The sequence below is a fragment of the Sphingobacterium corticis genome, from assembly GCF_042684745.1.
Lineage (GTDB): Bacteria > Bacteroidota > Bacteroidia > Sphingobacteriales > Sphingobacteriaceae > Sphingobacterium > Sphingobacterium corticis.
The window spans coordinates 38753-62114 of the sequence record NZ_JBHUMA010000008.1; the positions used below are offsets into that span (position 1 = coordinate 38753).

A 23362-nucleotide genomic window follows, 5' to 3' on the forward strand; every position below is an offset into this window, starting at 1 on the left:
ATACTTTCGACTAAGTTACCCATGAAAAAAATCTTCTTGCTATATCTCATTTTTTGTGCGCATACCTTATTTGCGCAAGTGGAAAAGGTTAATGTGTTTTTAGGATCGTCTGGCGATCATGGACAAATGTCGCCTGCGGCATCCTCCGCGTTCCATCAGTTGAGCATCGTGCCATTGACTAATCCGACTACGCATACCGGTTACGAGTATTTGGCCAAAGAAGTTCGCGGATTTACGCACAATCGTATGGAAGGCGTAGGTTGTCAGGGAGCTGGCGGCGTATTATTGGTGCAACCTTATTTGGGATCCGGCCAAGAAATTCCGGTTTTACATAAGGAAGTCGAAAACGCTGGGCCAGGTTTTTACGAGATTAAAACGAAAGAAGGAGTTTCTGCTAAAATCGCATCCTACCAAGATTATGGGAAAGAAGTATTCACTTTTCCTGCTGGAAAGAAGGGCTTTTACCTAGATTTATCACATACATTCAACAACGCATTCGTCGATAATCATTTTGAACGCCAAGGCGACCGTTTGGTAGGCGCGGTGCGAGCAAAAACGACATGCCATGTCGGAACATACACCATTTATTATGCGATCGAAATTCCGCTGGCATTCGAATGGCGCATCGAAGGAAACAAAGTTTGGGTTTCACTTCCTGAAGATACGGAGGAAGCGGAGCTAAATATTGCATTCTCAGCGGTGGATTCACTTTCAGCCTTAGCGCGTTTAGAGCGGAATCTGCAATCTTCCTACACCGAATTAAAACAGAAAGCACAAGAAGATTGGAATACTTGGCTTGGAGCAATCCAAGTAAAAGGCGATCTAGAAAAAGAAAAGCTGTTTTATTCCTTGTTTTACCGCGCATTGCAATCGCCTTACCGAATTAGTGAAGCCGATGGAAGTTATCGGGCAACAAATGGAGAACTTCAAAATAGTAAAACGCCACGTTTGCATGGTTGGGCAATTTGGGATAATTACAAAACGCAGCTTCCGCTGTTGGAATTGGCTTTTCCAAAAATGTACCAGCAGGTGGCTTCTTCCATTTCTGATTTGTATCGATTCGGTAAATTCGATTTTGCAGGGCCCTCTGAGCCCGCCAATTCCGTACGCACCGAACACGCTGCGGTTGTTCTGTTGGATGCACAGCGAAAAGGATATGATATTCATTTCAAAGCTATTCGTGATTCTTTGATTCGCGATACAGCACGTTTTGATTTTGCAAAACCGGATAAGGCACTGGAAGCAGCGTATGATATGTGGGCAATGGATCAATTGTTCGACGGCAAAAACTCAACGTATAAAGATCGTGCGATGAGTTATAAAGCAGTTTGGGAGAAGGAATTCAAAGATTTGACGAAGCGTGATGTCGATCGGATGTCTGCACGAAATATGTATCAAGGTACCATTCGTCAATATCGTTGGAACGTGCCGTTCGATATAGCAGGTTTAACGGAATTAGCTGGAGGAAAAAATGCGTTTACCGAGCAGTTAGACGATTTTTATGATAATTATTATTTCAACCGCGCGAATGAGCCGGATTTACAGTCATTCACGCTGTATCACGCCAGCGCAAAACCTTGGCGCTATCAAGAATGGGTGCATAGGCTGGCGCTAGATACGGTCGTACAATATTATTTCAACGACAATAGCCGCGGAATCGGCGCACATATTGATCGTATTTACAAAAATGAACCAAAAGCATTTGTGCGTACGATGGATGATGATGCGGGTGCCATGTCGGGTTGGTGGGTGCTCTCTGCCATAGGTCTGCATCAGCCGCTGATTGGCGAACCAATCTATTACCTTTCTGTGCCGTTCTTTGAAGAAGTACGTGTTCAGCAAGTAAAGAAAGTGCTTACCATCCGAAAGAAAGGGAACTCAGCCGATCGTTACATTGCAAAGGTGCAATTAAATGGAAAGACGCTAAATCGCGTTTGGGTAACTCGGGAAGAATTGGCAAACGGTGGCGAATTGCTTATTACCACCTCCGCGGAACCGACCGAATTCGGCTTTGATCAACCTTGGATATCTAACTACAGCAACCCTTCTGATTAGGGGTTGCTTTCAATCAAAAAAATAAACCATTGAAAAATAGATGATAGTGTAATTTTTACACTACAAAGACTACTAATTAGGTAGATTATATATTATATTTGCACCCATATTTAACGGCAGCACGAGTTTGGGCGCAGCTGTCGAATACTAACTTTAAATTTTTGGGTGTATGCAAAAGAAAATTACTACAAACATCTTGCTTTCAAGCATCTTGTTTACACTGCTATTGTCGCCGTTTACCTCTGCTTTCGCACAACAACGTGTGGTGCAGGGTGTGGTAACCGAAGCATTAAGTGGCAAACCGCTTGCTGGAGTGAGTGTGCAAGTAACTGGGCAACAGTTTGGCGTGTCTACGCAGGAAGATGGAAGCTATCGCATTGAAGTTTCGCAACCAGACGCAAAATTGATATTCACTTATGTGGGGTACGAAACTATTGAACGTGCAATAAGTAACGATCAAATCAATGTGGCATTGGAGGCTGCCAGCAGGGATTTAGGCGAAGTGGTTGTCGTTGCATACGGAACATCACGTCGGGAAAACATTACTGGATCGGTGAGTACGATCAGCAACAAACAATTAGAAAATCGCCAAGTGTCTAACATTACGAAAGCGTTGGAAGGGCAAGTTCCGGGATTAACCGCCGTTTCTGCATCCGGCCAACCCGGCACAAATGCAACCGTTCGTATTCGTGGTATTGGCTCGATCAATGCATCCAGCAATCCATTATATGTGGTCGATGGAAATCCATATTCTGGCGATATTAACGCGATCAACCAAAACGATATAGAATCTATCAGCGTATTGAAAGATGCCGCTTCGAGTGCTCTGTATGGTTCTCGCGGAGCAAATGGTGTTATTATTATTACGACGAAGAAAGGGCGTGCTGGCGAGCAAGCACTCATTAACTTGAACGTTACCAAAGGGATTTCCAACAGAGCGGTAAGCGACTATGCGCAGCTGTCGACCGACGATTATTTTCAATTGTATTGGGAGGCGTTGCGTAATAAGAATCTATCTTCTGGCTTAGCACCAGATGTAGCGGCAAGAAATGCAAGTGCGAATCTCATTACTGATTTGGGCATCAATCCGTACGGCGCAAACTATGCACAACCCGTCGGATTGGATGGGAGATTGCAAGCAGGAGCAACGCCACTTTGGGGTGGCAGCTGGACGGACGTTTTGCAACGCACCGGGCAACGTACGCAGGCAGATCTTAACATCAGCGGAGGCGGAGAGAAGCACAGTTATTTCATATCAGGTGGTTATTTAGACGATCAGGGTATTGCCATTTCATCATCCTTCCGAAGATATAACGTGCGCGCTAATATTGAAGCGAAAGCACGCGAATGGTTGAACGTTGGTTTGAGTGCAGGAGCTTCAAGTGGACTACAGCGCTATCCGCAATCGGAAGATAGTAATACGGCAAACATCATCAATTTTACAAGATTGACGCCATCCTTTTACCCATATTACGAGCGCGAAGCGGATGGATCATACCGATTGGATGCAAATGGAGATCGAATTTGGGATTTTGGTGAATATCGCCCAAGTGCGGCGATTCCTCGCTCCAATTTAGCGGCATCATTGCCATTAAACAAAAATGATATTCAACAAGAGAATGCGTCAATACGCGCTTATTTGGAAGCAGTTATACGCCCGGATTTGAAATTCCGTTCTACGTACAGTGTGGATTACACCAATGGAAACGAACATTTCTATGTGAATCCATCGGTGGGCGCTGGAGTAGAATACTTAGGCTCCGTAACGAAACGAAATGCACGTACGGTTGGGCAGACATGGAATAATATTTTAACGTTTGACAAGCAATTCGATCTGCATCATATCAATATTTTAGCTGGGCAAGAATACTATCAATTTAATACCAGCAATACAAGCGGAAGTCGTCAGCGTTTTGTATTGCCCGGATTTGATGAACCAATTGCAGCGTCGCAACTCAATTCATTTACCGGATTGAGTCAGGATTACAAACTGTTGAGTTTCCTAGGTCGTGCCGAATATGGCTATGACGATCGTTATTTGATTTCAGGATCAATTCGTACAGACGGATCATCACGATTTGCAGCGGGTACGCGTTGGGGAACTTTTTGGTCGTTGGGTGCCGCTTGGAAATTATCGAATGAGGAATTTTTGAAAGATCAATCTTGGTTAAGTCAGTTGACATGGCGAGCAAGCTATGGTGGGCAGGGTAATGATAATTTAGGAACTTACTATGCACATCAAGGTTTATATGCTATTCTGAACAGCTTAGGCGAAGGCGGAACAATTACTAATCGTTTGGCAACACCGGAGTTGAAATGGGAAACTAATTTGAATTTCAATACGGGATTGGATATTGCAATTTTGAATAACCGATTGGCGCTATCGGTGGAATATTTCAACCGCCAAAGTAAAGATTTGTTATTCACTATGCCGATGGCACTTTCTACCGGTTATACGGGTTATGATGCCAATATCGGCACCATGCGCAATCGGGGTGTTGATGTGGACGTTCGCACTATTCCCGTTAGAAACGAAAACCTACGTTGGAATCTAGATTTCAATTTCTCTCATTTTAAGAATAAAATTACCGAATTACCACAGGAGGAAGGAATTCCACGTGGGAATAAAATGTTGCGCGTCGGCGGATCTTTGTATGATTTCTATCTACCAACGTGGGCGGGAGTAAATCCGGAAAATGGCTCGCCGCAATGGTATTTAGCCGATGACGATGGAAATCAATTGGAAGAAACCACTTCCGTTTACGGAAGCGCAGGACGGTTTATTCAAGGTAGTTCTTTGCCGAAATTGGTTGGTGGTATCAATAACAGCGTAACGTATAGAAATTTCGATTTCAATGCTTTGCTGAGTTATAGCATTGGTGGACAAATTTTAGATAACGATTACACGCAATTGATGCACAATGGAAATAACCCAGGGCGTGCCTGGAGTCAGGAAATGTTGGAACGTTGGACACCGGAAAATACCAATACGGACGTGCCACGTCTGACGACCGACAACTTAAATTGGACGTCGGCTTCCACTCGATTTCTATATAGCGGTACTTACGCGCGATTGAAAAACGTAAGCGTCGGATACACATTCCCGCAAACAAGTATGAGTCGTATCGGCATTAGTCGCCTCCGTATTTTCTTACAAGGAGAAAACTTATTGACTTTCTACGGCCATAAAGGTATGGATCCGGAACAAACGGTGGAAGGCGCTACCTATTTCCGCTATCCCGCTATTCGCACGTTTTCTGCTGGATTGCAGCTTGGATTGTAACACGGAGCTATTAACAGAATGCATATTTTGATTCGAAATAACATGAAGATAATTTCTATAAAACATAAAATATACGCGGTAAGTTTCATTCTTCTGGGATTGCTCTCTTGCGAGAACGGACTAGACACCTTGCCGACCAATGCAGTGGCTGACACAGAAATTTATAAGTCGACGAGCAACATACAAACGGTCGTAAATGGAACTTGGCGTTATCTAAACGATACCTATTTCACGTTCGCTAATCCGGGTTATTCCGCTATTATGCGTACGAGTGATGCTATGGCAAATGATGTTGCGGTAACTACTAAATATGGTTACCGAGATTCGTACACATTTAGCGATACGTTCGATAAAACAACGAATCGCGTCAATGCTTTTTGGACCTTACTATATAAGGTAATCGATAACGCCAACAATATAATTGAGAAAACGCCGGCGGCAGAAGGTGCTCAAGAAGAAAAAGATCAACTGATCGGGCAAGCCAAAACGTTGCGTGCGTTTGCTTATCTAAACTTAGCGACCTATTACCAGTTCAGTTACCTGAAAGACAAAAGCGCGCTGGCGGTGCCAATCTATACCGAAGCAAGTACAACGGCAACCGAAGGAAAACCGAAAGCAAGTTTAGAAGAAATATACGCGTTAATCACGGCAGATTTAACGGATGCAGTAGCCAAACTACAAAGTTACAACCGTCCTAACACGCTAAAATACCGTATTGATAAGCATGTAGCTAATGGTCTTTTAGCACGCGCTTATTTGAATATGGGTGAATGGACGCGTGCGGCGGAAGTTGCTGCGTTGGCAGCCGAAGGTTTTCCGTTGATGAATGCAGAAACGTATTATGCCGGATTTAATGATGTGCAAAATCCAGAATGGATTTGGGGGCATGTTCAAACGACAGATCAAAGTACGGCGAGTTATACCTTTCATTATTTAGATGTTTCTTCGTCCGGATCGTATTATTTCAGCTTTATGGCCGATCCGTATTTCAAAAACCTATTCGATACGCAGGATATTCGCCATGCGCTGTTCGAGTGGGATGGCTTACCTAGTCGAGAAGGATTTCTACGGTACAAAAAGTTTAAGTTTAAGCAAAATCTGATCGGGGATATTGTGTACATGCGTTCTTCGGAAATGTGGCTGATTCAAGCGGAAGGCCTTGCACGTGGTGGAAATTCGGCTGGTGCAATTACAGCATTAAATACGTTGCGTGAAGCACGAAATGCTGTTCCATATACCGCTGCTGAAGGCGATTTAGTAGAGGCGATTCTGCTCGAAAGGAGAAAAGAACTGTGGGGCGAGGGCTTCGGATTATCCGATATCCTCAGAAATCAAAAATCTGTAGAACGTCGAGCGTTTGTGGATGATATTGGAAGCCCGATTAAGGTAACGGTAACCATTCCTTCCGGCGAAACCAAGCTAGTAAATGGTCAAGGACATCGTGTAATACGATTTGGTGATGGTCAACCATTTACGGCAAATAGCCGTTATTATTTGTTTGCTATTCCATTAGTGGAGGAGCAGCAAAATCCGAATTTATAAGTTCGGGCTATTTAGTTTGAGTAAATATTTGCTAAGCGGGACGTCAACTACGATGTCCCGCTTTTTAGTGTACGTACCACTTCGGTCATTTCTGCAACTGTACCGACACTCAATCGCATCCATGTGCTATCTTTTTCAAAACTGCGTGCACCTACAATATTTCGATCTTCCAAAACTTTCGAAAAATTACCGCTGTAATTGGCTGTGTCAAAATAGGTAAAACTGGTAATCGATGGCGTATGTTTTAACCCTAAATCTTTCAAACCTTCGTGATAAATTGCTCGGCTTTTTGCATTTTCCGACTTGCAATACGCAATGAACTCCAAATCTTGAATAGATGCCAATGCCGCTGCGACGCTGATGGCGCTTGCGCTTGCATTTTTCCAAGGTTGTAGTCCGCTGAGCTTTTCGATGATCGATTCGTGCGCTAGCACATAGCCAACCCGCGCTCCAGCCAAACCGTACACTTTCGAGAAGGTTTTTGCAATGACCAAGTTTGGATATTCTCCGATCATATCCACCGTGCTCGGCGTATCCTCAAATTCCGTGTATGCTTCATCCATCAAAATCGTGATGTGCTTTGGAATCTCTTTTATAAACGCTCGAAGTTCGACATCCGGAATTGGGATTCCGGTAGGATTATTCGGGTTACAAACATATACCATGCTCGTTTTCTCGTCAATTGCGGCGAGCATAGCCTTTAAATCAGTATCCTTGGCAGCTGTTAGCGGAATCCATTTTATAGATAAATTCATTTTTTCGGCCGCCGCTGTCCAAATGCGAAAAGTTGGATCCGGAGCGATGATGTGACCTTTACGAAATGAAGCGTAATGTGAAGTTAATCCCAGTAATTCGGAAGATCCTGCACCGAGCAGAACATTCTTTTCCGTCACCTTATAGCATTTCGCAATAGCACTTACGAGCTTTCCGGTTTCTGCCCATTGATATCTGTTTGTAGTCAACACGGCATCGAGCATTGCTTTTTGTGCAGATTTAGATGGTCCATAAGGATTTTCGTTGGATTGCAAGTAAATCAGATTGTGCTTTTGGGCCGATGGAGCAAGAATGCCTGCAGTTTCCGCGAAAAGATCTCTGCTCATAGCAAATGCAGCCATACTTAGTCCGGCTTGTTTGATTAGTGCTCGTCGATTCATAATTATTTTTTAGCTTTTGGAAGTTTTATGTTAGCCTAATATAGGTAATAAATGTGGTTATGCGGGAATGGGTTATAAACCACATCATAATTTTGCTATTTATGTTTGAAAATGTTTTTTGAAAAGCGAATTGTTCTAAGAAGTTGCTTGAAAAGAAGTAATTTTGAGACAAATCGTATAGCAATGAGAAAGTTAAGTGAGGTGTTTTTGATGTTCGCCGTGATGATGTTGGCTTGTCCTGGATTTGGACAGAAAAATTTAGCTGTGCTGGAATTTGCAGACGAACTATGCACGTATAAAGGATATTATGATGCCGATAAATACTCGGAAGCTATTTTGAAGGATACGTATAAGCTAACCCAATCGCAATTGTTCTTCGATGGAGATGACGAAGAAAGTCTTCAGGAAAGTTATGAAGCGATAAAACAACGATTGTCAGCCCTAAAGATTGTTCCAAATTCTTCCTTTTCTGTGGCGCGGGATTCCATGTTAAGGTACGTGGAAGAATCTTATGCTATTCAAAAAATTCGCGTGAAAGCGACGGATAATCCGGAAGTCTTAAAGCGTAAGTTTATGGACGATAAGCTGGTAAAAAGCTATGTGGAAGCGCTGGTAAAAGGAGGAGATTTGCTTTTGGCTGCCTATGCAGACGTTGTGAAGCGACAAATGGAAAACAATGGAATCCCAGAATCCCTTTGGGCAAAATATGAAGCCAACATGCAATTGGATCATCGAGAAGAAATTGCGTTTGATTACGTGCTGACTTACGGTTGGTGGAATCGCGTGAATAATTTGATTTACCATTTTAACTTTGATGGCTCGTTGAATAATGAATTCAATGGACTGTTTGTGCGTGTTGTTACCATAGATTGCGACGAGGCGTAAAAATCCCTACCTTTGCCCACTCCAAATTCGCTTCGCCATAACGGGCTGAGGTTCTGGATCGGCAAATACTCCACAATAATGAAAAAAGTTATACTTCATAAAGGGAAAGACAAATCAGCATGGCAACTTCATCCGTGGGTGTTCTCAGGCGCTATTAAGCATAAGGATGATGGTTTACTGTCGGGGGATTTGATTGAAGTGTACAACGTTGATCAGGAATTCATTGCTTTCGGCGCATATAATCCGCATTCTCGCGTGGCGGTGCGTCTGTTGGAATGGCATCCCGATCGCCGGCCGGATGAACAATGGTGGAGAAATCGCGTGCGCAAAGCCGTGGAAGCGCGCCGTCATCTGATCCACGAATCGAATACGACCTGTCGTTTGATCTTCGCGGAAGCGGATTTTGTGCCCGGATTGATTGCCGATTTGTATGGAGATTTTATCTCTATACAAGTGCATGCAGCAATCGTAGATCGTGTCAAAGACGTGTTAGTTGACGAATTGGTGCAGTTGCTGAAGCCGAAAGGCGTTTATGAGCGTAGCGATCTAAAATCGCGCGAATACGAGCAGCTTCCAGACGATAATGGTTTACGCTACGGAGAAACGCCACCCGAATATGTGGAAGTGGTGGAGAATGGAATACGTTATCATATCAACATAGTAGAAGGTCAAAAATCGGGATTTTATTGCGACCAACGTGATAACCGCCGACTGGTTGCAGCTTATGTGAAAGGTAAGAACGTATTGGATTGTTTCTGCTATTCAGGCGGATTCACTTTAAACGCTTTTCAAACTGACGCAGCACACGTAACCTCGGTGGATAGCTCGGCACTAGCTATATCTACCTTACAACAGAACATCACTTTAAATCAATTCGATTCTTCGCGCCATACAGCCGTGCAATCGGACGTAAATAAATATTTGCGTCAATTAGGCGAGGAGGGAAAGCAGTTCGACCTAATCATCTTGGATCCGCCGAAATACGCGCCTTCACGTTCTTCCTTGGAAAAAGCTTCTCGCGCTTATAAAGATTTAAATCGTCGTGGATTGCTTTTGTTAGCAAGCGGAGGTTTGTTGGCTACGTTCTCTTGTTCGGGTGCAATGGATATCGATACATTTAAGCAAGTTATTGCTTGGGCGGCGTTAGATGCAGGTAAAGAAATTCAATTCATCCATCAATTTCACCAACCTGAAGATCATCCTGTTCGCGCATCGTTCTCAGAAGGGGAATATTTAAAAGGCGTATTGGTTCGGGTGCTTTAATATTTAAAACACCCGACCGCAACTTATTTAGTCCTTTGGAGTATTTTGGTCACTATCTTTAGGGTTTTGGATAACCTTTTGATCTATTTCTGTGATTTTCGGCTCAGATTGCTCCGTGATTTCCTTACGCTCGTCCACGATAACTTCCGCAACTTCGGTTTCGATGACGACTTTTTTCTTTTTCACTTTCGGTTCGCGAACAATTCCCCATTTCATCAAAAGTTGTTGGGTAGAATTCCGCTGTAAATGGACTTTTTCAGGTTCGCCAATTAGGAAACCGTATGCTTCCATGGATGGGATCGCATCGAAAACTACTTTTATGGTTGCTACAATTGGTAAAGCTAAAATCAATCCAGCAAGGCCAAACAACATACCGCCAAGAAGAATAGCGATTATGGCCATTAATGGATTAATACTAACCTTGCTGCCCACAATATTCGGCGTGATGATATTTCCCTCCAAAAATTGCACAACTTGAAACCAAGCAATAACACCAACGGCATACCACGCGCTGTCTTTTACTGCCAAAGCAAATAGCGCTGGCAAAATGGAGCCAATCGCAATACCAATGTATGGAAGCAACATCAGCAAGGAAGCTAACGTACCAAAGAACCAAGCGTAGTCAATACCCATCACCATCAATCCGATTGTGTTTAAAACAGCAACTATTCCCATTACCGTAATCAATCCCAACAAATAGCTTTGTACGACGTCGTAGATACGCTCCAATGTGTCATGGATCTTTTGTTTTGGTACCGAATGAAATGCTTTGAAGAAAAATTCTCGGAAAAACACACGGTAGTACAATAGGAAAAAAGAAAATAGTGGAACCAAAACAGCTGCCGCAAGCATACTACCAATCGAGCCGAAAGTAGAGGACAATACGCCTCCAACGTTATTGAGGGCTTTGTTACCTTGCTCACGCAATTGCGCTACAACCTGATTGCGTTCGATACCGAAGGATTCTTGTAGCCAAGCTTCCGAGTTCTCCAATACCGACATTACTTTGCCGGTAATAGCCGACGCATCCCGACCAATAATGATACTCTCGTAAACAATAAACCAACCTAATCCGGACAAAATGACAATAGCAACGATCACCGAAAGTATAGCTGAAAACGCTTTTCCTAACCGTAACTTCTCAAAAAATCGAGCTAAAGGATACAGCATAATCGATATAAGAATCGAAAATAGCAAAGGCAAAACGACGCTGCTTGTGTACGCCAAGATCACAATGATTAGGATCAAAGCTAGTAAGCTACTTGCCAAAGTTATGGAGTATGCTCTTGGTTCTTGTTGAATTTTCATATTGAATTATAGGTTTTAAACGCTAGCGTGGATTTGAATCATTAATCTTGTTAACTATAGATTTAGATATTTGTTTTTCTTCCTCTAGCAATTTCCGTGCAAAATACGGTGGCAGCAACTGCTACATTTAAGGATTCAGCTTTACCAAATGAAGGAATGGTAACGGAGTAATCCAATTTCTCAATAATTTCAGGACGAATGCCATTCCCTTCATTACCTAAAACCACCAACCCTTCTTTGCCAAAATTGGTTTCAAAAATGGATTGACCATTTAATAACGCCCCAAAACTTGGAACAGAAATTTGGTCCAACAAAGCGGAAATATCAAGGTAATCAACGCGTATTCGCGACAACGAACCCATCGTCGCCTGTACAACCTTTGCGTTGTAAACGTCTACAGTATCCAACGAGCAAATAATTCGTTCAAAACCAAACCATTCTGCCGTTCTGATAATCGTTCCCAAATTGCCTGGATCTTGTACGTCATCCAAAACTAAAGTGTGTGTCCCCAAGAAATCATTCAAATGTGGCGGATCCGATTCCGGGATTTTTACCAAAGCCAACGCGCCCTGTGGATTATTTAATGATGTTAGTTTTTTAAATTCCTCATCGCTAACTGATACAAGCTTTATATTCTGAGGGATTTTGTTCAATTTTGCAACGGCACGAGGCGTGGCATAAATCGTTTCTACGATGTAGTGGGATTCTGTGAATTCTGAAATCGACTTGATGCCCTCTACGCAAAATAAACCATGTTGTTTACGAAACTTTTTGTGTTGCAGCGAAGTAATAAGACGAATGAGCGATTTTGATAACATAGCAGGATGATTAGGTACCAAACGTGTATTTTAGGTGCAATTATAACGCTTTTCGCTATTATTTCCGCATCTTGTCGTTCTGCTAAATATCTTGAAGACGATCAAGCACTCGTGAAAGATATCGATGTGGTTGGCGTTTCTCCTAATTTACGCGAATCTGCGTCGACATACATTAGCAACGAAATTCGACCAAATTCGCCGCTATATCTCAGTATTTACAATTTCTTCAACACCAAAAATGGTAGGTATAAAGAGGAAGGGATTAAAAGTGTTGGAGAGGCACCGCATTTACTTGATTCGGCTATGGTCGATTTGTCGGCAAACCAAATGGAGCGTTTCTTTAAAACGTATGGTTATTTCGATGTCAAGGTCAATCCACAGATCGATATTCGCAGAAAGAAAGCGTGGATTGATTTTCAGGTGGATACGGGCGCTCGCTATCGAATTTCAGAGATTGATCGGCAATTTGCAGATAGTCGTGTAGAAGAAATTTACCGCAATGAGGTGCTTCCGTTTACGCGTGTGCGTGTAGGCCAATCGTATCAAGAGCGCCGTCTGTTCGATGAACGAGAGCGTATGTATGTCGCCATGAAAAATGCCGGATATTACGAATACCTTCGACAATATATGCGCGTAGGCGTGGATACAATCGGTAGAAATAAGCACGCCAAACTGCTGGTGGATGTAGCCAATCCGGATTCTTCACAACATCGAATTTTCGATATCAATAATGTATATCTACATATCCGCAAACCGGGATCTCCAACAAATGGAACAGTATCGGCACGCTACAGCGAATCGCTGAATATGTATTTTCAGGATGAAACGCGTAAATATCGTTTACGTCCGCTTGCGCGATATACGTTTTTGAAGAAAGGCATGCACTACAGCCTCCAGCAGGAAGAGCAATCGTACTATCGTCTTTTCGAAACGAACGGTTTCCGCTCCGTGAAAATTAGCTACGACAAGGTAGATTCTACGAAATTAGATGTGCATTACGAACTCACACCACGCCCTGCAATGAGCAATCAGGTAGAAGGAGAGTTTGTATTTAGTTCGGGAATGAGTGGTTTCAACGTAGCTAATACCTATTCGCATCGGAATATTTTCGGCGGTGCCGAGCTATTAGAAATTCGGGCGCGCTACGGAATTTTGTTCGATCCGAGATTGCCTGGAAGTATAGGGAATAAGATTTTTAATAACGATTTTCAAATCGGGGCGAGTTTGGTTTTCCCGAGAATTCTCACGCCATTTCGTGTTCGAAGCGTCGGTTGGTATGGATTACCAAAAACGACGATTTCGTCCAGTTTGCAATTGTTCTTCCAAGATCAAACCTATTCAAATCGTTATTGGTTGAACACGCTGAATTATTCTTGGCATCAATCGGAAAACATTTTGCACAGCTACACGCCAATCGTATTAGAATATCGAGAAGGTAGGCTGAACGAAAGCTTCAAGCAACGCATGGAGAATGAAGGTTACCGCTTATATGTGGAAACCAACGATCGTCAGTATTTTGGTTTAGGTTCTCAATATACGATTACATATAACGGCAATCGATTGAACCGCTTGGAAAACTTTTCTTTCCTACGCGGAATGGTGGACGTGAGCGGAAATACTTTGGGCATTTTCAGTAATCTATTTAATTTTTCGAAGGATGATTTGGGACAGCGCACGGTTTTGGGTGTTCCTTATCTGCAATATATTAAAGGGGAGGTCGATTACCGTTGGTATAAACATCTCGGCGGAAACCGTCAGTTTGTCTGGCGTTTCAATGGCGGTGTTGCGGTGCCTTATGGGAACAATTCGGAATTGCTGATTTTTGAGAAGAGCTTTTTTGCAGGCGGAATGAACGGTATTCGTGCTTGGCAAGCTCGTACGTTGGGACCTGGAAATTACAACCGATCGGGTTTGACAGAAGATTTGCGACTGAACCTGCGTAACCTCGATCAGTTGGGTGAAGTTAAATTGGAAACCAATGCAGAGTTTCGCTTTCGGATCCTAAATAAGTTTCTTGGTGCGCGATTGAATGGTGCTACATTTTTAGACGCCGGAAATATTTGGCGCTTGCGCGAAACATCAGAAAATCCCAACCCCGGCGGCGTAATCCGCGCGGATCAATTCTTTAATCAAATTGCCTTAGGAACAGGTTTCGGATTGCGGTTCGATATGAACTATTTCACCATTCGTCTGGACGCAGGTTTGAAGGTCAAAGATCCTCAGTTTACGGGTTCGGATCAGTGGGTGATTCAACATTTATTCAAATCACGCGCCTTCAAAGCGAATTATTTCGAAACACACCGTCCCGATCGATACAGCTTTATCCAATATAATTTTGGGGTTGGAATGCCTTTCTAGAGCAATCCTTTCAGGCCGAAAAAGAAGCTTTCAAACAGTTGCGATAAATCCAATCCTTTGGAGAAATGCAGATAGCCATAAACTAGAGCAATCAACACGAAAACAACTAAAAGCCTTTTGAATGCGTAAGCAATTAGCAAAATAATAATCGGTATCAACACCAATGTCAATCCATTCACTTTGTATGGGCTCAATCCGCCATCCGTTTTGCGGATAAAATAGAATTTGCCCACTTCATTTTCGATATTTTTATGTTTGAAAAATACAAAAGTGGAAGATTCGACCGGATCGGAGATCACGGCAACGCCGTCTTGAAATGCCAAGTTCTGCTGGAAACCATTCACGCTAAATAGAAATGTTCCTCGGATACGATCGTTCGCCTTTTCCGTGCTATCCACCGCAATAATCGCCAACTTACCATTCTGAGAAAGATTTTCTTTGACAATAAAGTCGCTGATCATTTGCGTTTGAGCCGTGGATGTCAAACAAGTAATGAAGAAAAGGAAACCGTAAATATAACGCATGCCGTACAGATCGTTTGGTAGTGCAAGTATACAAAAAAGCGGAATATGCCGATCGAATTTATAGCATACTTGCCTTTATTCGATACTTATCTACGATAAATTTAAAAAATGCCAGTTTATTTTAGACATTTGTAGTCCGATCAGGTTGGTATATTTGATACGAGAAAATCAATTTATTTTAAATTTTTATGTTGCAGATAAGTTATATCCGTGAAAACAAGGACAAGGTAATTGCCGGATTGCAGAAGAAACACTTTAAAGAGTTGAATTTGGTGGACGAGATCATCGCCTTAGATGAATCGCGTCGTTCGCTACAGAGCAATTCGGAGTCCATCGCTGCGGAGGCTAACTCCAGTGCCAAGCAAATCGGAGACTTAATGCGTCAGGGAAAGAAAGAAGAAGCCGAAGCGATCAAAGCGAAAACTTCGGGTTTCAAAGCGCAATTGAAAGAGTTCGGGGATGAGTTGGTGCGCGTAGAGCAAGACCTACATGATAAATTGGTGCAGTTGCCAAATCTTCCGCACGAATCGGTTCCAACTGGAGTTTCTGCTGATGATAATGAAGTAGTTTTGGAACACGGCGACATTCCTAATTTAGGCGAACATGCATTGCCACATTGGGAATTGGCTGCGAAATATAAACTGATCGATTTTGAATTGGGAACCAAAATTGCAGGCGCTGGTTTTCCGGTTTATACGGGAAAAGGTGCTCGTTTGCAACGCGGTTTAATCAATTTCTTCTTGGACGAAGCCATTAAAGCGGGTTACGAAGAAGTGCAGGTGCCACATGCTGTCAACGAAGCATCGGCGTATGCCACCGGGCAATTGCCGGACAAGGAAGGACAGATGTATCATGTTACTAATGATGATATGTACCTGATTCCAACTGCGGAAGTTCCCGTTACTAATCTTTATCGCGATGAAATCGTGAAAGAAGAACAATTTCCGATTAAACATTGTGCGTACACGCCCTGTTTCCGTCGTGAAGCTGGATCGTATGGCGCGCATGTTCGCGGACTGAACCGCCTGCATCAATTCGACAAAGTAGAAACGGTGCAAATTGTTCATCCGGATAAATCATACGACACATTGGAGGAAATGAGTACATACGTGCAATCCTTGTTGCAAAAGTTAGAATTGCCTTATCGCGTGTTGCGGTTATGTTCCGGCGATATGAGTTTCGGTTCAGCATTGACATACGATATGGAAACGTATAGTACAGCACAAGAACGTTGGTTGGAAGTTTCTTCCGTTTCGAACTTCGAAACATTTCAATCGAATCGTTTGAAAGTGCGTTTTCGCAACGAAGATGGAAAAATGACTTTGGCACATACCTTAAACGGATCGGCTTTGGCCTTGCCGCGTATTGTTGCTACGTTGTTGGAAAATAACCAAACAGAAAAAGGAATTCGCATTCCAGCGGTTTTGGTTCCTTATGTCGGATTTGAATACATCGATTAAGCACAATCGCTGAACATACAAAAGGCATGTAATTTTATGGATTACATGCCTTTTATTGTTGTATAGGGTTGCTGGAAAGAAACTAATCTTTGTCTTTTTCCTTAGCCCAAGCTTCGTACTGTACGCGTTGCTCTTCGGTCAATAAAGCTTTCAATTTTTCATGTTTCTCCAATTTACTGGTCTTCAGACGTTCTTTTTTAGCTTCGTCCGTCAACGTTTTGTCTTCTTTTAAAGCATGTTTTTCCTGAATACCCGCTAGGACAATTTGATATACAGGTGCTTGCTGCTCTGGTGTCAATATTAGTTTTTCCGTCAGCTCTGCTGTTTTCTCTTTTGCTTTTTCTTCGGGGTTCACCTGTTGAGCGAATGTCAATGTTACGGCGAACAATAAACTAACTCCTGTTAAAAATAGCTTTTTCATATTTCCTCCTTTTGTTATTTGTGTGTGTTTACTAATCTTTATTACTTCGACGTCGTTTGTAAAATAATAACATCCTTAGCACAAAAAAGTTAGGCACGAGTTTTAGTAAACAGTGATTTTTAACAGTAATTAACGAGTTGCGTTTCTGAAAGCAAGCGAGATTTATGCTGATTCTGCTCGCGGTTCCATGCGAACCAAGTACTGATCATTCTCATCTTCGAAAAGGATCTGAACAACCCAGCCTTCTTCATTCGCTATTTCGACCAACTTTTCTTGATCTAAGTAAAGCCATGGAAATTCTGAACCTTTCTTGTTGCGGTATTCGTATTGATAACGAATTTCTCCGAAATAATGATCGGGTTTTTCGATGTCAAACTCTTCGTACAAATAGGAGATATTCGATGTGTCAAACAGCAATTGTCCGCGCTCGCTCAATAATTTTTTGCTGTGTTGCAGAAGTCTACGAAATCCTGCTATATCACCAGCAAGCCCGATTCCATTCATCAGAAACAACAACGTATCGTATTTACTGTCTTCGTGCTCGAAGAAATCGCCCTGAATGACATCATCCACACCGCGCTGCAGCAGAATGCTGGCTACAGTCGGCGAGATTTCCAATCCGGTCACAGCAAATCCTTTGTTTTGTAAATACAAGGTATGTGCGCCTGCACCGGCTCCAACGTCCATCACGCGGCCATCGCAAAGTGCTAGCGCGATATGCTCCAACTCCGAAAAATCATCTTCATCGCGAAAGAATACATCCACCGGCATTTCGTCTGTGTCGCCGTAGCTCGTGTGTAAATAAAGTGGTTCCGCTGTTGCGGATTGATGAAAAATATCAAGTAAGGCCTCGCCGTAGGGATCAGCTTGCATAAAATAAAAAGGTTAATGGATGTTTAAAACGTGTTTCGCTAGTGTAATTTCTTCGTCGTCGCCCGTGTGTTTGAAAGGTTCGTCGGATAGTTTGATAACTGGTGTCCATTCGCCTTCATCGGGAAATGCTTCGGTCATTTTCAGTACAATATTCATCCTCGGAAGACCAACATCATTAGTGAAATCCGTCCCAATTCCAAACGAATGCCCAATTTTGCCTTTGCAGAAATTGACAATGTGAGCTACTTTATCGTAATCCAATCCGTCGCTAAATATGATGGTTTTAGATAATGGATCAATGCCCTTGCTTACGTAATGTTGAATGGTCTTGTTGGCAAATTCAATCGCATCGCCGCTATCATGGCGAACGCCATCAAACAATTTTGTCAATTTTTTATCGAATTGTTTGAAGAATACTTCCGTGGTATAGGTGTCCGACAGAGCAATCCCTAAATCGCCACGATACACTTCCGACCAATGCTCCAAGCCCAAAAGGTTAGCCATCTTGTAGCCATATTTTGCGGCATGAAACATAAACCATTCATGTGCGTGTGTTCCGATTGGTCGCGTTTCGTATTTCATGGCAAAATGCACGTTGCTTGTGCCGATAAATGTTTTGGATGGATGACCTTGTAAAGTTTTAATGACCAAATCATGGACATCGTAGGAGTGGCGACGGCGCGTGCCGAAATCCGCAATGGTGATATTTAGCGCGTCATACTTCGTAATCTTATCTTTCACAATGCTCACAACCTCTTCATCGGATATACGCTTTTGATCAGTCAGCTCATAGTACAACTCACAGATCATAGACATAATTGGCACTTCCCAAAGAATCGTCCTGTACCAATAACCTTCAATATGAATTTCCAATTCTCCGCCGATTTGCTGGATGCGTACTTCCTCTGGATCATATCGATAACCTTGCAGAAAATCAAAATATACGGGATCAATATATGGACATCGGGATGCGAAAAACAATTTTTCTCCTTTTGTCAATCGAAGTGCTGACATTTCGTTTATGCGTTCGCGAAGGCGATCCGCAAAACCGTCTGGATAGCTATGTTTTCCTCGATTGATAAATTGATAGCGTGCTTTTGCTTTTGGAAACAACTTTACCACGGCAAACTGCATCGTAAATTTGTAAAAGTCGTTGTCCAATATGGAAGAAATTCCGGCCATGCGAGAAAATGTTGTTGTAGCCTGTGAAAATAGCAAATACTTTCGAGATTGGCCATAATCAACAAGAAAGCGGGAAGATCGCTCTGCCCGCTTTGCATATAAATAAACAATTAAATAGACTTCTTGAAAACTTTCTCCGTTAGCGACTAGTTCTGCCGGATGCACCTCTCGATGACGAACCTTCAGATGATGAGCGGCCGCTGCTTCCTCTTGACGAAGAAGAGGTTGCTCGACTGCTACTGCCGCCTGACGCACCGCGCGACATCGTGGTTCCTCGAGATGATGATGACGATGAAGATCGGCTCATCGTTGCTGAACTTCCTCTTGAACTGCTGTTATTCACGCTAGATTCTGAACGTGCAGCGCCTCTGTTGCTCGTTGCGCTTCCGCGCGAAGAATTATTGACGCGCGATTCTGATCGACCTGATGAAGCTCTTCCGCTTGAACTCGATGAACTTGCTCCGCGTTGAACGGTACCTGTAGAACGATTGCTCGCGCCACGATTGCTGGTTGAAGTTGCTCGCTCATTAGTACGCTGATTAGTTGCGGTTCCGCGGTTAGTAGTTGCTCCGCGCGAGGAGGTGACTGTTCCACGATCCGAATTGGTCGACGTACGTCCGGAAGCTGCGCCGCGTCCGCTGTTGTTTCGAGAACCGATTGCTCCGCGATCCGATGCATTCGCTCGTGATGAAGCACCGCGCGAGCTTGTGTTACTTGTCGCTCCGCGACTGCTTGTTACCGCTCGTCCACTTGTTACGGATCTGCTGTCGCGGTCCGGGCGATAAATATTTACCGTGCGATTGGATACACCTCGCGATGAAGGACGATCGGTGTAAGCCACTTGGTTGACGCGAACACGACGACCAGTATTTCTTTCGATGTTTTGTCTCGACGGCCCGCCATAATAATGGTTGTTGTTCACGATGTACGTATTATTAATAACGGTTGTTCTATTGAAAATACTGCGATGTCCGCGCGACCAATAGCGATTCATGTTTTGCGCGTAGATGCGGCGTGTCGGAATAAAAATCCAAAAGTCCATCGGTACGCTCGTTGCCACCAAAACACGAGGTCCCATTGGCGCCCAGCCGTAATAACCGCCGCCATTACGCCATTCTACCCAGCCCGGTCCCCATTCGTATCCCGGAATCCAACCCCAACCGCGGTAGGAAGTGTGTACCCAACGGCCGTAGTGAAACGGCGCCCAGCCCCAATCGTAATTGGAAACCCAAGTATTTCCGTATTCGGTCATTGTCCAATAACCATCCGAACCATAAGGCATAAAATCTCCATCTACTTCCGGAAACCAAATATCGCCGTGGCGCGGATCATTTGTCCAATGTCCATATGGTGAAAGTTCTTGATGAAATACCTCCAAAGAAATGCGTCCTTGCGCAAGTGAAGTTTTGGCAGTGAACACACTAAATAAGGTGGTTACTATCGTGGCCAAAATAACGGATGTAAAAATTCTTTTCATGGCTCCAAGTTTTAGTTTTTTCATTGTCACTAATACTATGACTGCATAGTATTTTTTTGGTTTAACGTAACCTCGTCGATTGGCTGAGTTTTTGCGTAAAACAATTATTAGAGAAGCAGAAGTAATGCAAATGAAAAAGTTTGTAACTTTGACCTGTTTCTTCAAATTAGTCAATACTAGAAAAATCATTTTTTCCGATGGGAAACAAGATACAGGTCTTATTGCTGGAGTTTGCGAAAATCCACCGCTTTTTAATGCGTTTCTTTCGCGAAGTATTCAGTCCGCCTTACGAGTTCAAAGAGATAATCCGACAATGCTATGAAGTAGGTTGGAAATCATTTCCATTGATCAGTTTAACGGGGTTCATTGTAGGTTTCGTATTTACCAAACAGTCCAGACCTTCTTTGGAGGAGTTTGGTGCATCATCTTGGTTGCCCGCGCTGATATCAATTGCAATCGTTCGAGCACTCGCTCCGCTAGTGACGGCCTTAATTGCTTCAGGCAAGGTTGGTTCCCAAATTGGCGCGGAACTGAGTTCCATGAATGTTACCGAACAGATTGATGCGATGGAGGTTTCCGGAACAAATCCTTTTAAGTTTTTGATTGTTAGCCGTATTTTGGCGACCACGTTCATGATTCCGATCTTAACGTTCTACGTGGCGGGAATTGGCTTATTTGGAGGATATCTGAGTATCATTTCGAAAGATCAGCTTAGCTTATTGAGCTTTTTAACGCAGGTTTTCGATAAGATTGCACTCATTGATATCTTCGCGATGTCCATACGTGCGTTGGTGTTCGGATTTACGATAGGATTCGTTAGTACATACGTAGGTTTTTATTCATCGAAGGGAACAGAAGGAGTGGGTAAAGCAGCGAATGCTGCGGTAGTTGCATCGATGTTCATCGTTTTCATCGAAGAATTGTTAATTGTTCAGGTATTAGCTTTAATCGGGTAGCAAACTATGGAAAAGACTAAAACAACGGCAATTGACCGAAACGATGCGGTAATCCATGTAGACAATGTGAGTAAATCGTTCGGCGATTTACACGTATTGCGAAATGTCGACTTGAAACTTTATAACCGAGAAAACCTCGTTGTACTTGGACGTTCAGGAACAGGTAAATCGGTGTTGATCAAGTTGATCTCCGGTTTGTTGATGCCAGATGCCGGGAAGATTCGCGTTTTAGGCGAAGAAGTAACTGATTTGCCCGAAAAGGAACTGATGAAGTTACGTTTGCGCATCGGCTTTTCTTTTCAAAATAGCGCACTTTACGATAGTATGACGGTGCGCGAAAATTTGGAATTTCCTCTTGTGCGAAACAAAAGGAATTTGACACGCGCGGAGATCAATAAAGAAGTAGAAGATGTTTTGGAAGGAGTGGGGTTATCGCAAGCGATTAATCAAATGCCTTCAGAGTTAAGTGGTGGACAGCGCAAGCGGATTGGTATTGCCAGGACGTTGATTCTACGTCCAGATATTATGCTTTACGATGAGCCAACAGCTGGTTTGGATCCAATCACATGCTTGGATATCAACCGATTAATTAATAGCGTGCAAGAGCGCTACCAGACTTCGTCGATTATTATCACGCACGATTTGGCTTGTGCCAAACAGGTGGGCGATAGAATGGTTATGCTTTTGGATGGCCGTTTCGAAAGACAGGGAACTTTCGAACAGATTTTTGACACGGAGGATGCCCGCGTCAAACCTTTTTATGATTATAATTTTATAATGTAGTTTATAGCTATGAGCAATAAAACAGATAGAAAACGTTCGATAATTGTTGGCCTATTCGTACTTGTCGGCTTAGTTATTTTGGTTGCCGGAATTTTAGTTTTGGGGACACAACAGAACAGATTCAGTAAAAATATTCAGATTACGACCTATTTCCGGGATGTGAAAGGATTAAAAGTTGGTAACAACGTTTGGTTTTCGGGGGTTAAGGTTGGTATCGTTAAACAAATTGCTTTTGATGGCGTTTCCAACGTTCGCGTGGTGATGAACATCGAGGAGAAATCGGTGGAGTACATTCGTAAAGATGTGCAAGCATCTTTGGGTTCGGATGGTTTAATTGGTAATGCGATTATCAATTTGGAAGGCGGAACTGCCGCTGCTCCTGCGATTACAGAAGGCGATCAGATCGGTTCAAAAGCGACTGGTGGCGTAGAAGCGATGTTGCATACTTTGCAAGATAACAACGAAAACTTGTTGCAGATTACGAAGAACTTCGCCACGCTTTCGGAGAACTTGGTAGAAGGGAAAGGTTCTGTTGGTGCTTTGCTTGCTGATGAATCGATCGCTAATTCTTTAAAAGCAACCTTGGCTTCCATGCAAGGTGCCATGGCTGGCGTAGATCGCAGCATGAAGAATGTGGAAGTGTTGACTAAAAAGCTGAACACTGAACAAGGTTTGATTCATGATTTGACAACTGATACAGCTGTTTTTGCTAGCTTGCGTGCATCAGCGGCACAATTGCAAGGTGTTACCCAAACGGCCAACGCATTAATGGCCAATTTGGATCAGGTAACGACGCGTTTGAACGAGAAGGATAACGCCGTTGGCGTGCTGACAAACGATGCGCAGGCTGCTGAAGAAATCAAGCAAATCCTGCAAAACTTGAACCAAGGTACGGCCAAGCTGGATGAAAATATGGAAGCGCTTCAGAGTAATTTCTTGTTTCGCGGTTTCTTCAAACGTCGCGCCAAAGAACAAGAAAAAGCGCGTCAGGATTCCATCAAAAATATTAATCGTTAATTC

The 23362-nt window shown here is 43.1% G+C and carries 18 protein-coding genes; 10 read left to right on the forward strand and 8 right to left on the reverse strand.

From position 1 onward, the window contains the following. The first annotated feature begins 21 nt into the window (after window positions 1-21). The 3 genes from ACFSQ3_RS14085 to ACFSQ3_RS14095 all read left to right on the forward strand — a co-directional run bounded on the left by ACFSQ3_RS14085 (window position 22) and on the right by ACFSQ3_RS14095 (window position 6880). Window positions 22-2055 carry a glycoside hydrolase domain-containing protein gene (locus ACFSQ3_RS14085; RefSeq protein ID WP_380870210.1) on the forward strand — a complete coding sequence of 678 codons (2034 nt, stop codon included), beginning with the start codon at window positions 22-24 and terminating at the stop codon, window positions 2053-2055. 169 nt (window positions 2056-2224) lie between these two features. After that, window positions 2225-5338 (forward strand): SusC/RagA family TonB-linked outer membrane protein, encoded by a 3114-nt coding sequence (locus tag ACFSQ3_RS14090; protein WP_380870211.1) that lies wholly within the window; start codon window positions 2225-2227, stop codon window positions 5336-5338. A gap of 42 nt (window positions 5339-5380) precedes the next feature. Continuing rightward, on the forward strand, window positions 5381-6880 hold the full coding sequence (locus ACFSQ3_RS14095) for a RagB/SusD family nutrient uptake outer membrane protein (protein ID WP_380870212.1): 1500 nt from the start codon (window positions 5381-5383) through the stop codon (window positions 6878-6880). Between the two features lie 47 nt (window positions 6881-6927). On the opposite strand, the gene ACFSQ3_RS14100 is transcribed toward ACFSQ3_RS14095, so the two are convergent. Further along, entirely contained in the window at window positions 6928-8034 is a 1107-nt protein-coding gene (locus ACFSQ3_RS14100) for a pyridoxal phosphate-dependent aminotransferase (RefSeq protein WP_380870213.1), read from the reverse strand. Window positions 8035-8217: 183 nt separating this feature from the next. Here ACFSQ3_RS14100 and ACFSQ3_RS14105 point away from each other — a divergent pair, with 183 nt between their 5' ends. After that, a complete protein-coding gene (locus ACFSQ3_RS14105; RefSeq protein ID WP_380870214.1) occupies window positions 8218-8919 on the forward strand; it encodes a hypothetical protein in 702 nt (233 codons plus the stop codon). A gap of 78 nt (window positions 8920-8997) precedes the next feature. Then, entirely contained in the window at window positions 8998-10182 is a 1185-nt protein-coding gene (locus ACFSQ3_RS14110) for a class I SAM-dependent rRNA methyltransferase (RefSeq protein ID WP_380870215.1), read from the forward strand. A 27-nt stretch (window positions 10183-10209) separates the two neighbouring features. Here ACFSQ3_RS14110 and ACFSQ3_RS14115 read toward each other — a convergent pair whose 3' ends face one another. Continuing rightward, entirely contained in the window at window positions 10210-11490 is a 1281-nt protein-coding gene (locus ACFSQ3_RS14115; protein WP_380870216.1) for an AI-2E family transporter, read from the reverse strand. 62 nt (window positions 11491-11552) lie between these two features. Next, a complete protein-coding gene (locus tag ACFSQ3_RS14120; RefSeq protein ID WP_380870217.1) occupies window positions 11553-12308 on the reverse strand; it encodes a TrmH family RNA methyltransferase in 756 nt (251 codons plus the stop codon). Window positions 12309-12314: 6 nt separating this feature from the next. On the opposite strand from ACFSQ3_RS14120, the gene tamL reads away from it, so the two are divergent. Next, on the forward strand, window positions 12315-14666 hold the full coding sequence (gene tamL / locus ACFSQ3_RS14125; protein WP_380870218.1) for a translocation and assembly module lipoprotein TamL: 2352 nt from the start codon (window positions 12315-12317) through the stop codon (window positions 14664-14666). On the opposite strand, the gene ACFSQ3_RS14130 is transcribed toward tamL, so the two are convergent. Beyond that, window positions 14663-15190 (reverse strand): hypothetical protein, encoded by a 528-nt coding sequence (locus tag ACFSQ3_RS14130; protein ID WP_380870219.1) that lies wholly within the window; start codon window positions 15188-15190, stop codon window positions 14663-14665. The two genes, tamL and ACFSQ3_RS14130, sit on opposite strands and share 4 nt — an antisense overlap. Window positions 15191-15378: 188 nt before the next feature. Between ACFSQ3_RS14130 and serS the strand changes: the two genes are divergently transcribed. Next, a complete protein-coding gene (gene serS / locus ACFSQ3_RS14135; protein ID WP_380870220.1) occupies window positions 15379-16650 on the forward strand; it encodes a serine--tRNA ligase in 1272 nt (423 codons plus the stop codon). An 82-nt stretch (window positions 16651-16732) separates the two neighbouring features. Here serS and ACFSQ3_RS14140 read toward each other — a convergent pair whose 3' ends face one another. From ACFSQ3_RS14140 to ACFSQ3_RS14155, 4 genes are all read right to left on the reverse strand, one after another. Then, on the reverse strand, window positions 16733-17071 hold the full coding sequence (locus ACFSQ3_RS14140; RefSeq protein WP_380870221.1) for a hypothetical protein: 339 nt from the start codon (window positions 17069-17071) through the stop codon (window positions 16733-16735). Window positions 17072-17233: 162 nt separating this feature from the next. Further along, window positions 17234-17944, reverse strand: coding sequence for a class I SAM-dependent methyltransferase (locus ACFSQ3_RS14145; RefSeq protein ID WP_380870222.1), 711 nt, complete (start codon window positions 17942-17944; stop codon window positions 17234-17236). A gap of 12 nt (window positions 17945-17956) precedes the next feature. Further along, window positions 17957-19381 (reverse strand): nicotinate phosphoribosyltransferase, encoded by a 1425-nt coding sequence (gene pncB / locus ACFSQ3_RS14150; RefSeq protein ID WP_380870223.1) that lies wholly within the window; start codon window positions 19379-19381, stop codon window positions 17957-17959. Then, window positions 19266-20603, reverse strand: coding sequence for a DUF6600 domain-containing protein (locus ACFSQ3_RS14155; RefSeq protein ID WP_380870224.1), 1338 nt, complete (start codon window positions 20601-20603; stop codon window positions 19266-19268). Before ACFSQ3_RS14155 ends, pncB begins: the two co-directional genes overlap by 116 nt. A gap of 197 nt (window positions 20604-20800) precedes the next feature. Here ACFSQ3_RS14155 and ACFSQ3_RS14160 point away from each other — a divergent pair, with 197 nt between their 5' ends. From ACFSQ3_RS14160 to ACFSQ3_RS14170, 3 genes are read left to right on the forward strand one after another with little or no spacing between them, the layout of a single operon-like run. Continuing rightward, the gene (locus tag ACFSQ3_RS14160; RefSeq protein ID WP_380870225.1) at window positions 20801-21559 is read left to right on the forward strand and encodes an MlaE family ABC transporter permease; all 759 of its coding nucleotides are present in this window, start codon (window positions 20801-20803) and stop codon (window positions 21557-21559) included. 6 nt (window positions 21560-21565) lie between these two features. Next, on the forward strand, window positions 21566-22342 hold the full coding sequence (locus ACFSQ3_RS14165) for an ABC transporter ATP-binding protein (RefSeq protein ID WP_380870226.1): 777 nt from the start codon (window positions 21566-21568) through the stop codon (window positions 22340-22342). A gap of 9 nt (window positions 22343-22351) precedes the next feature. Next, window positions 22352-23359: an MlaD family protein gene (locus ACFSQ3_RS14170; RefSeq protein WP_380870227.1), complete on the forward strand. Its 1008-nt coding sequence runs from the start codon at window positions 22352-22354 to the stop codon at window positions 23357-23359. The last annotated feature ends 3 nt before the right edge of the window (window positions 23360-23362 follow it).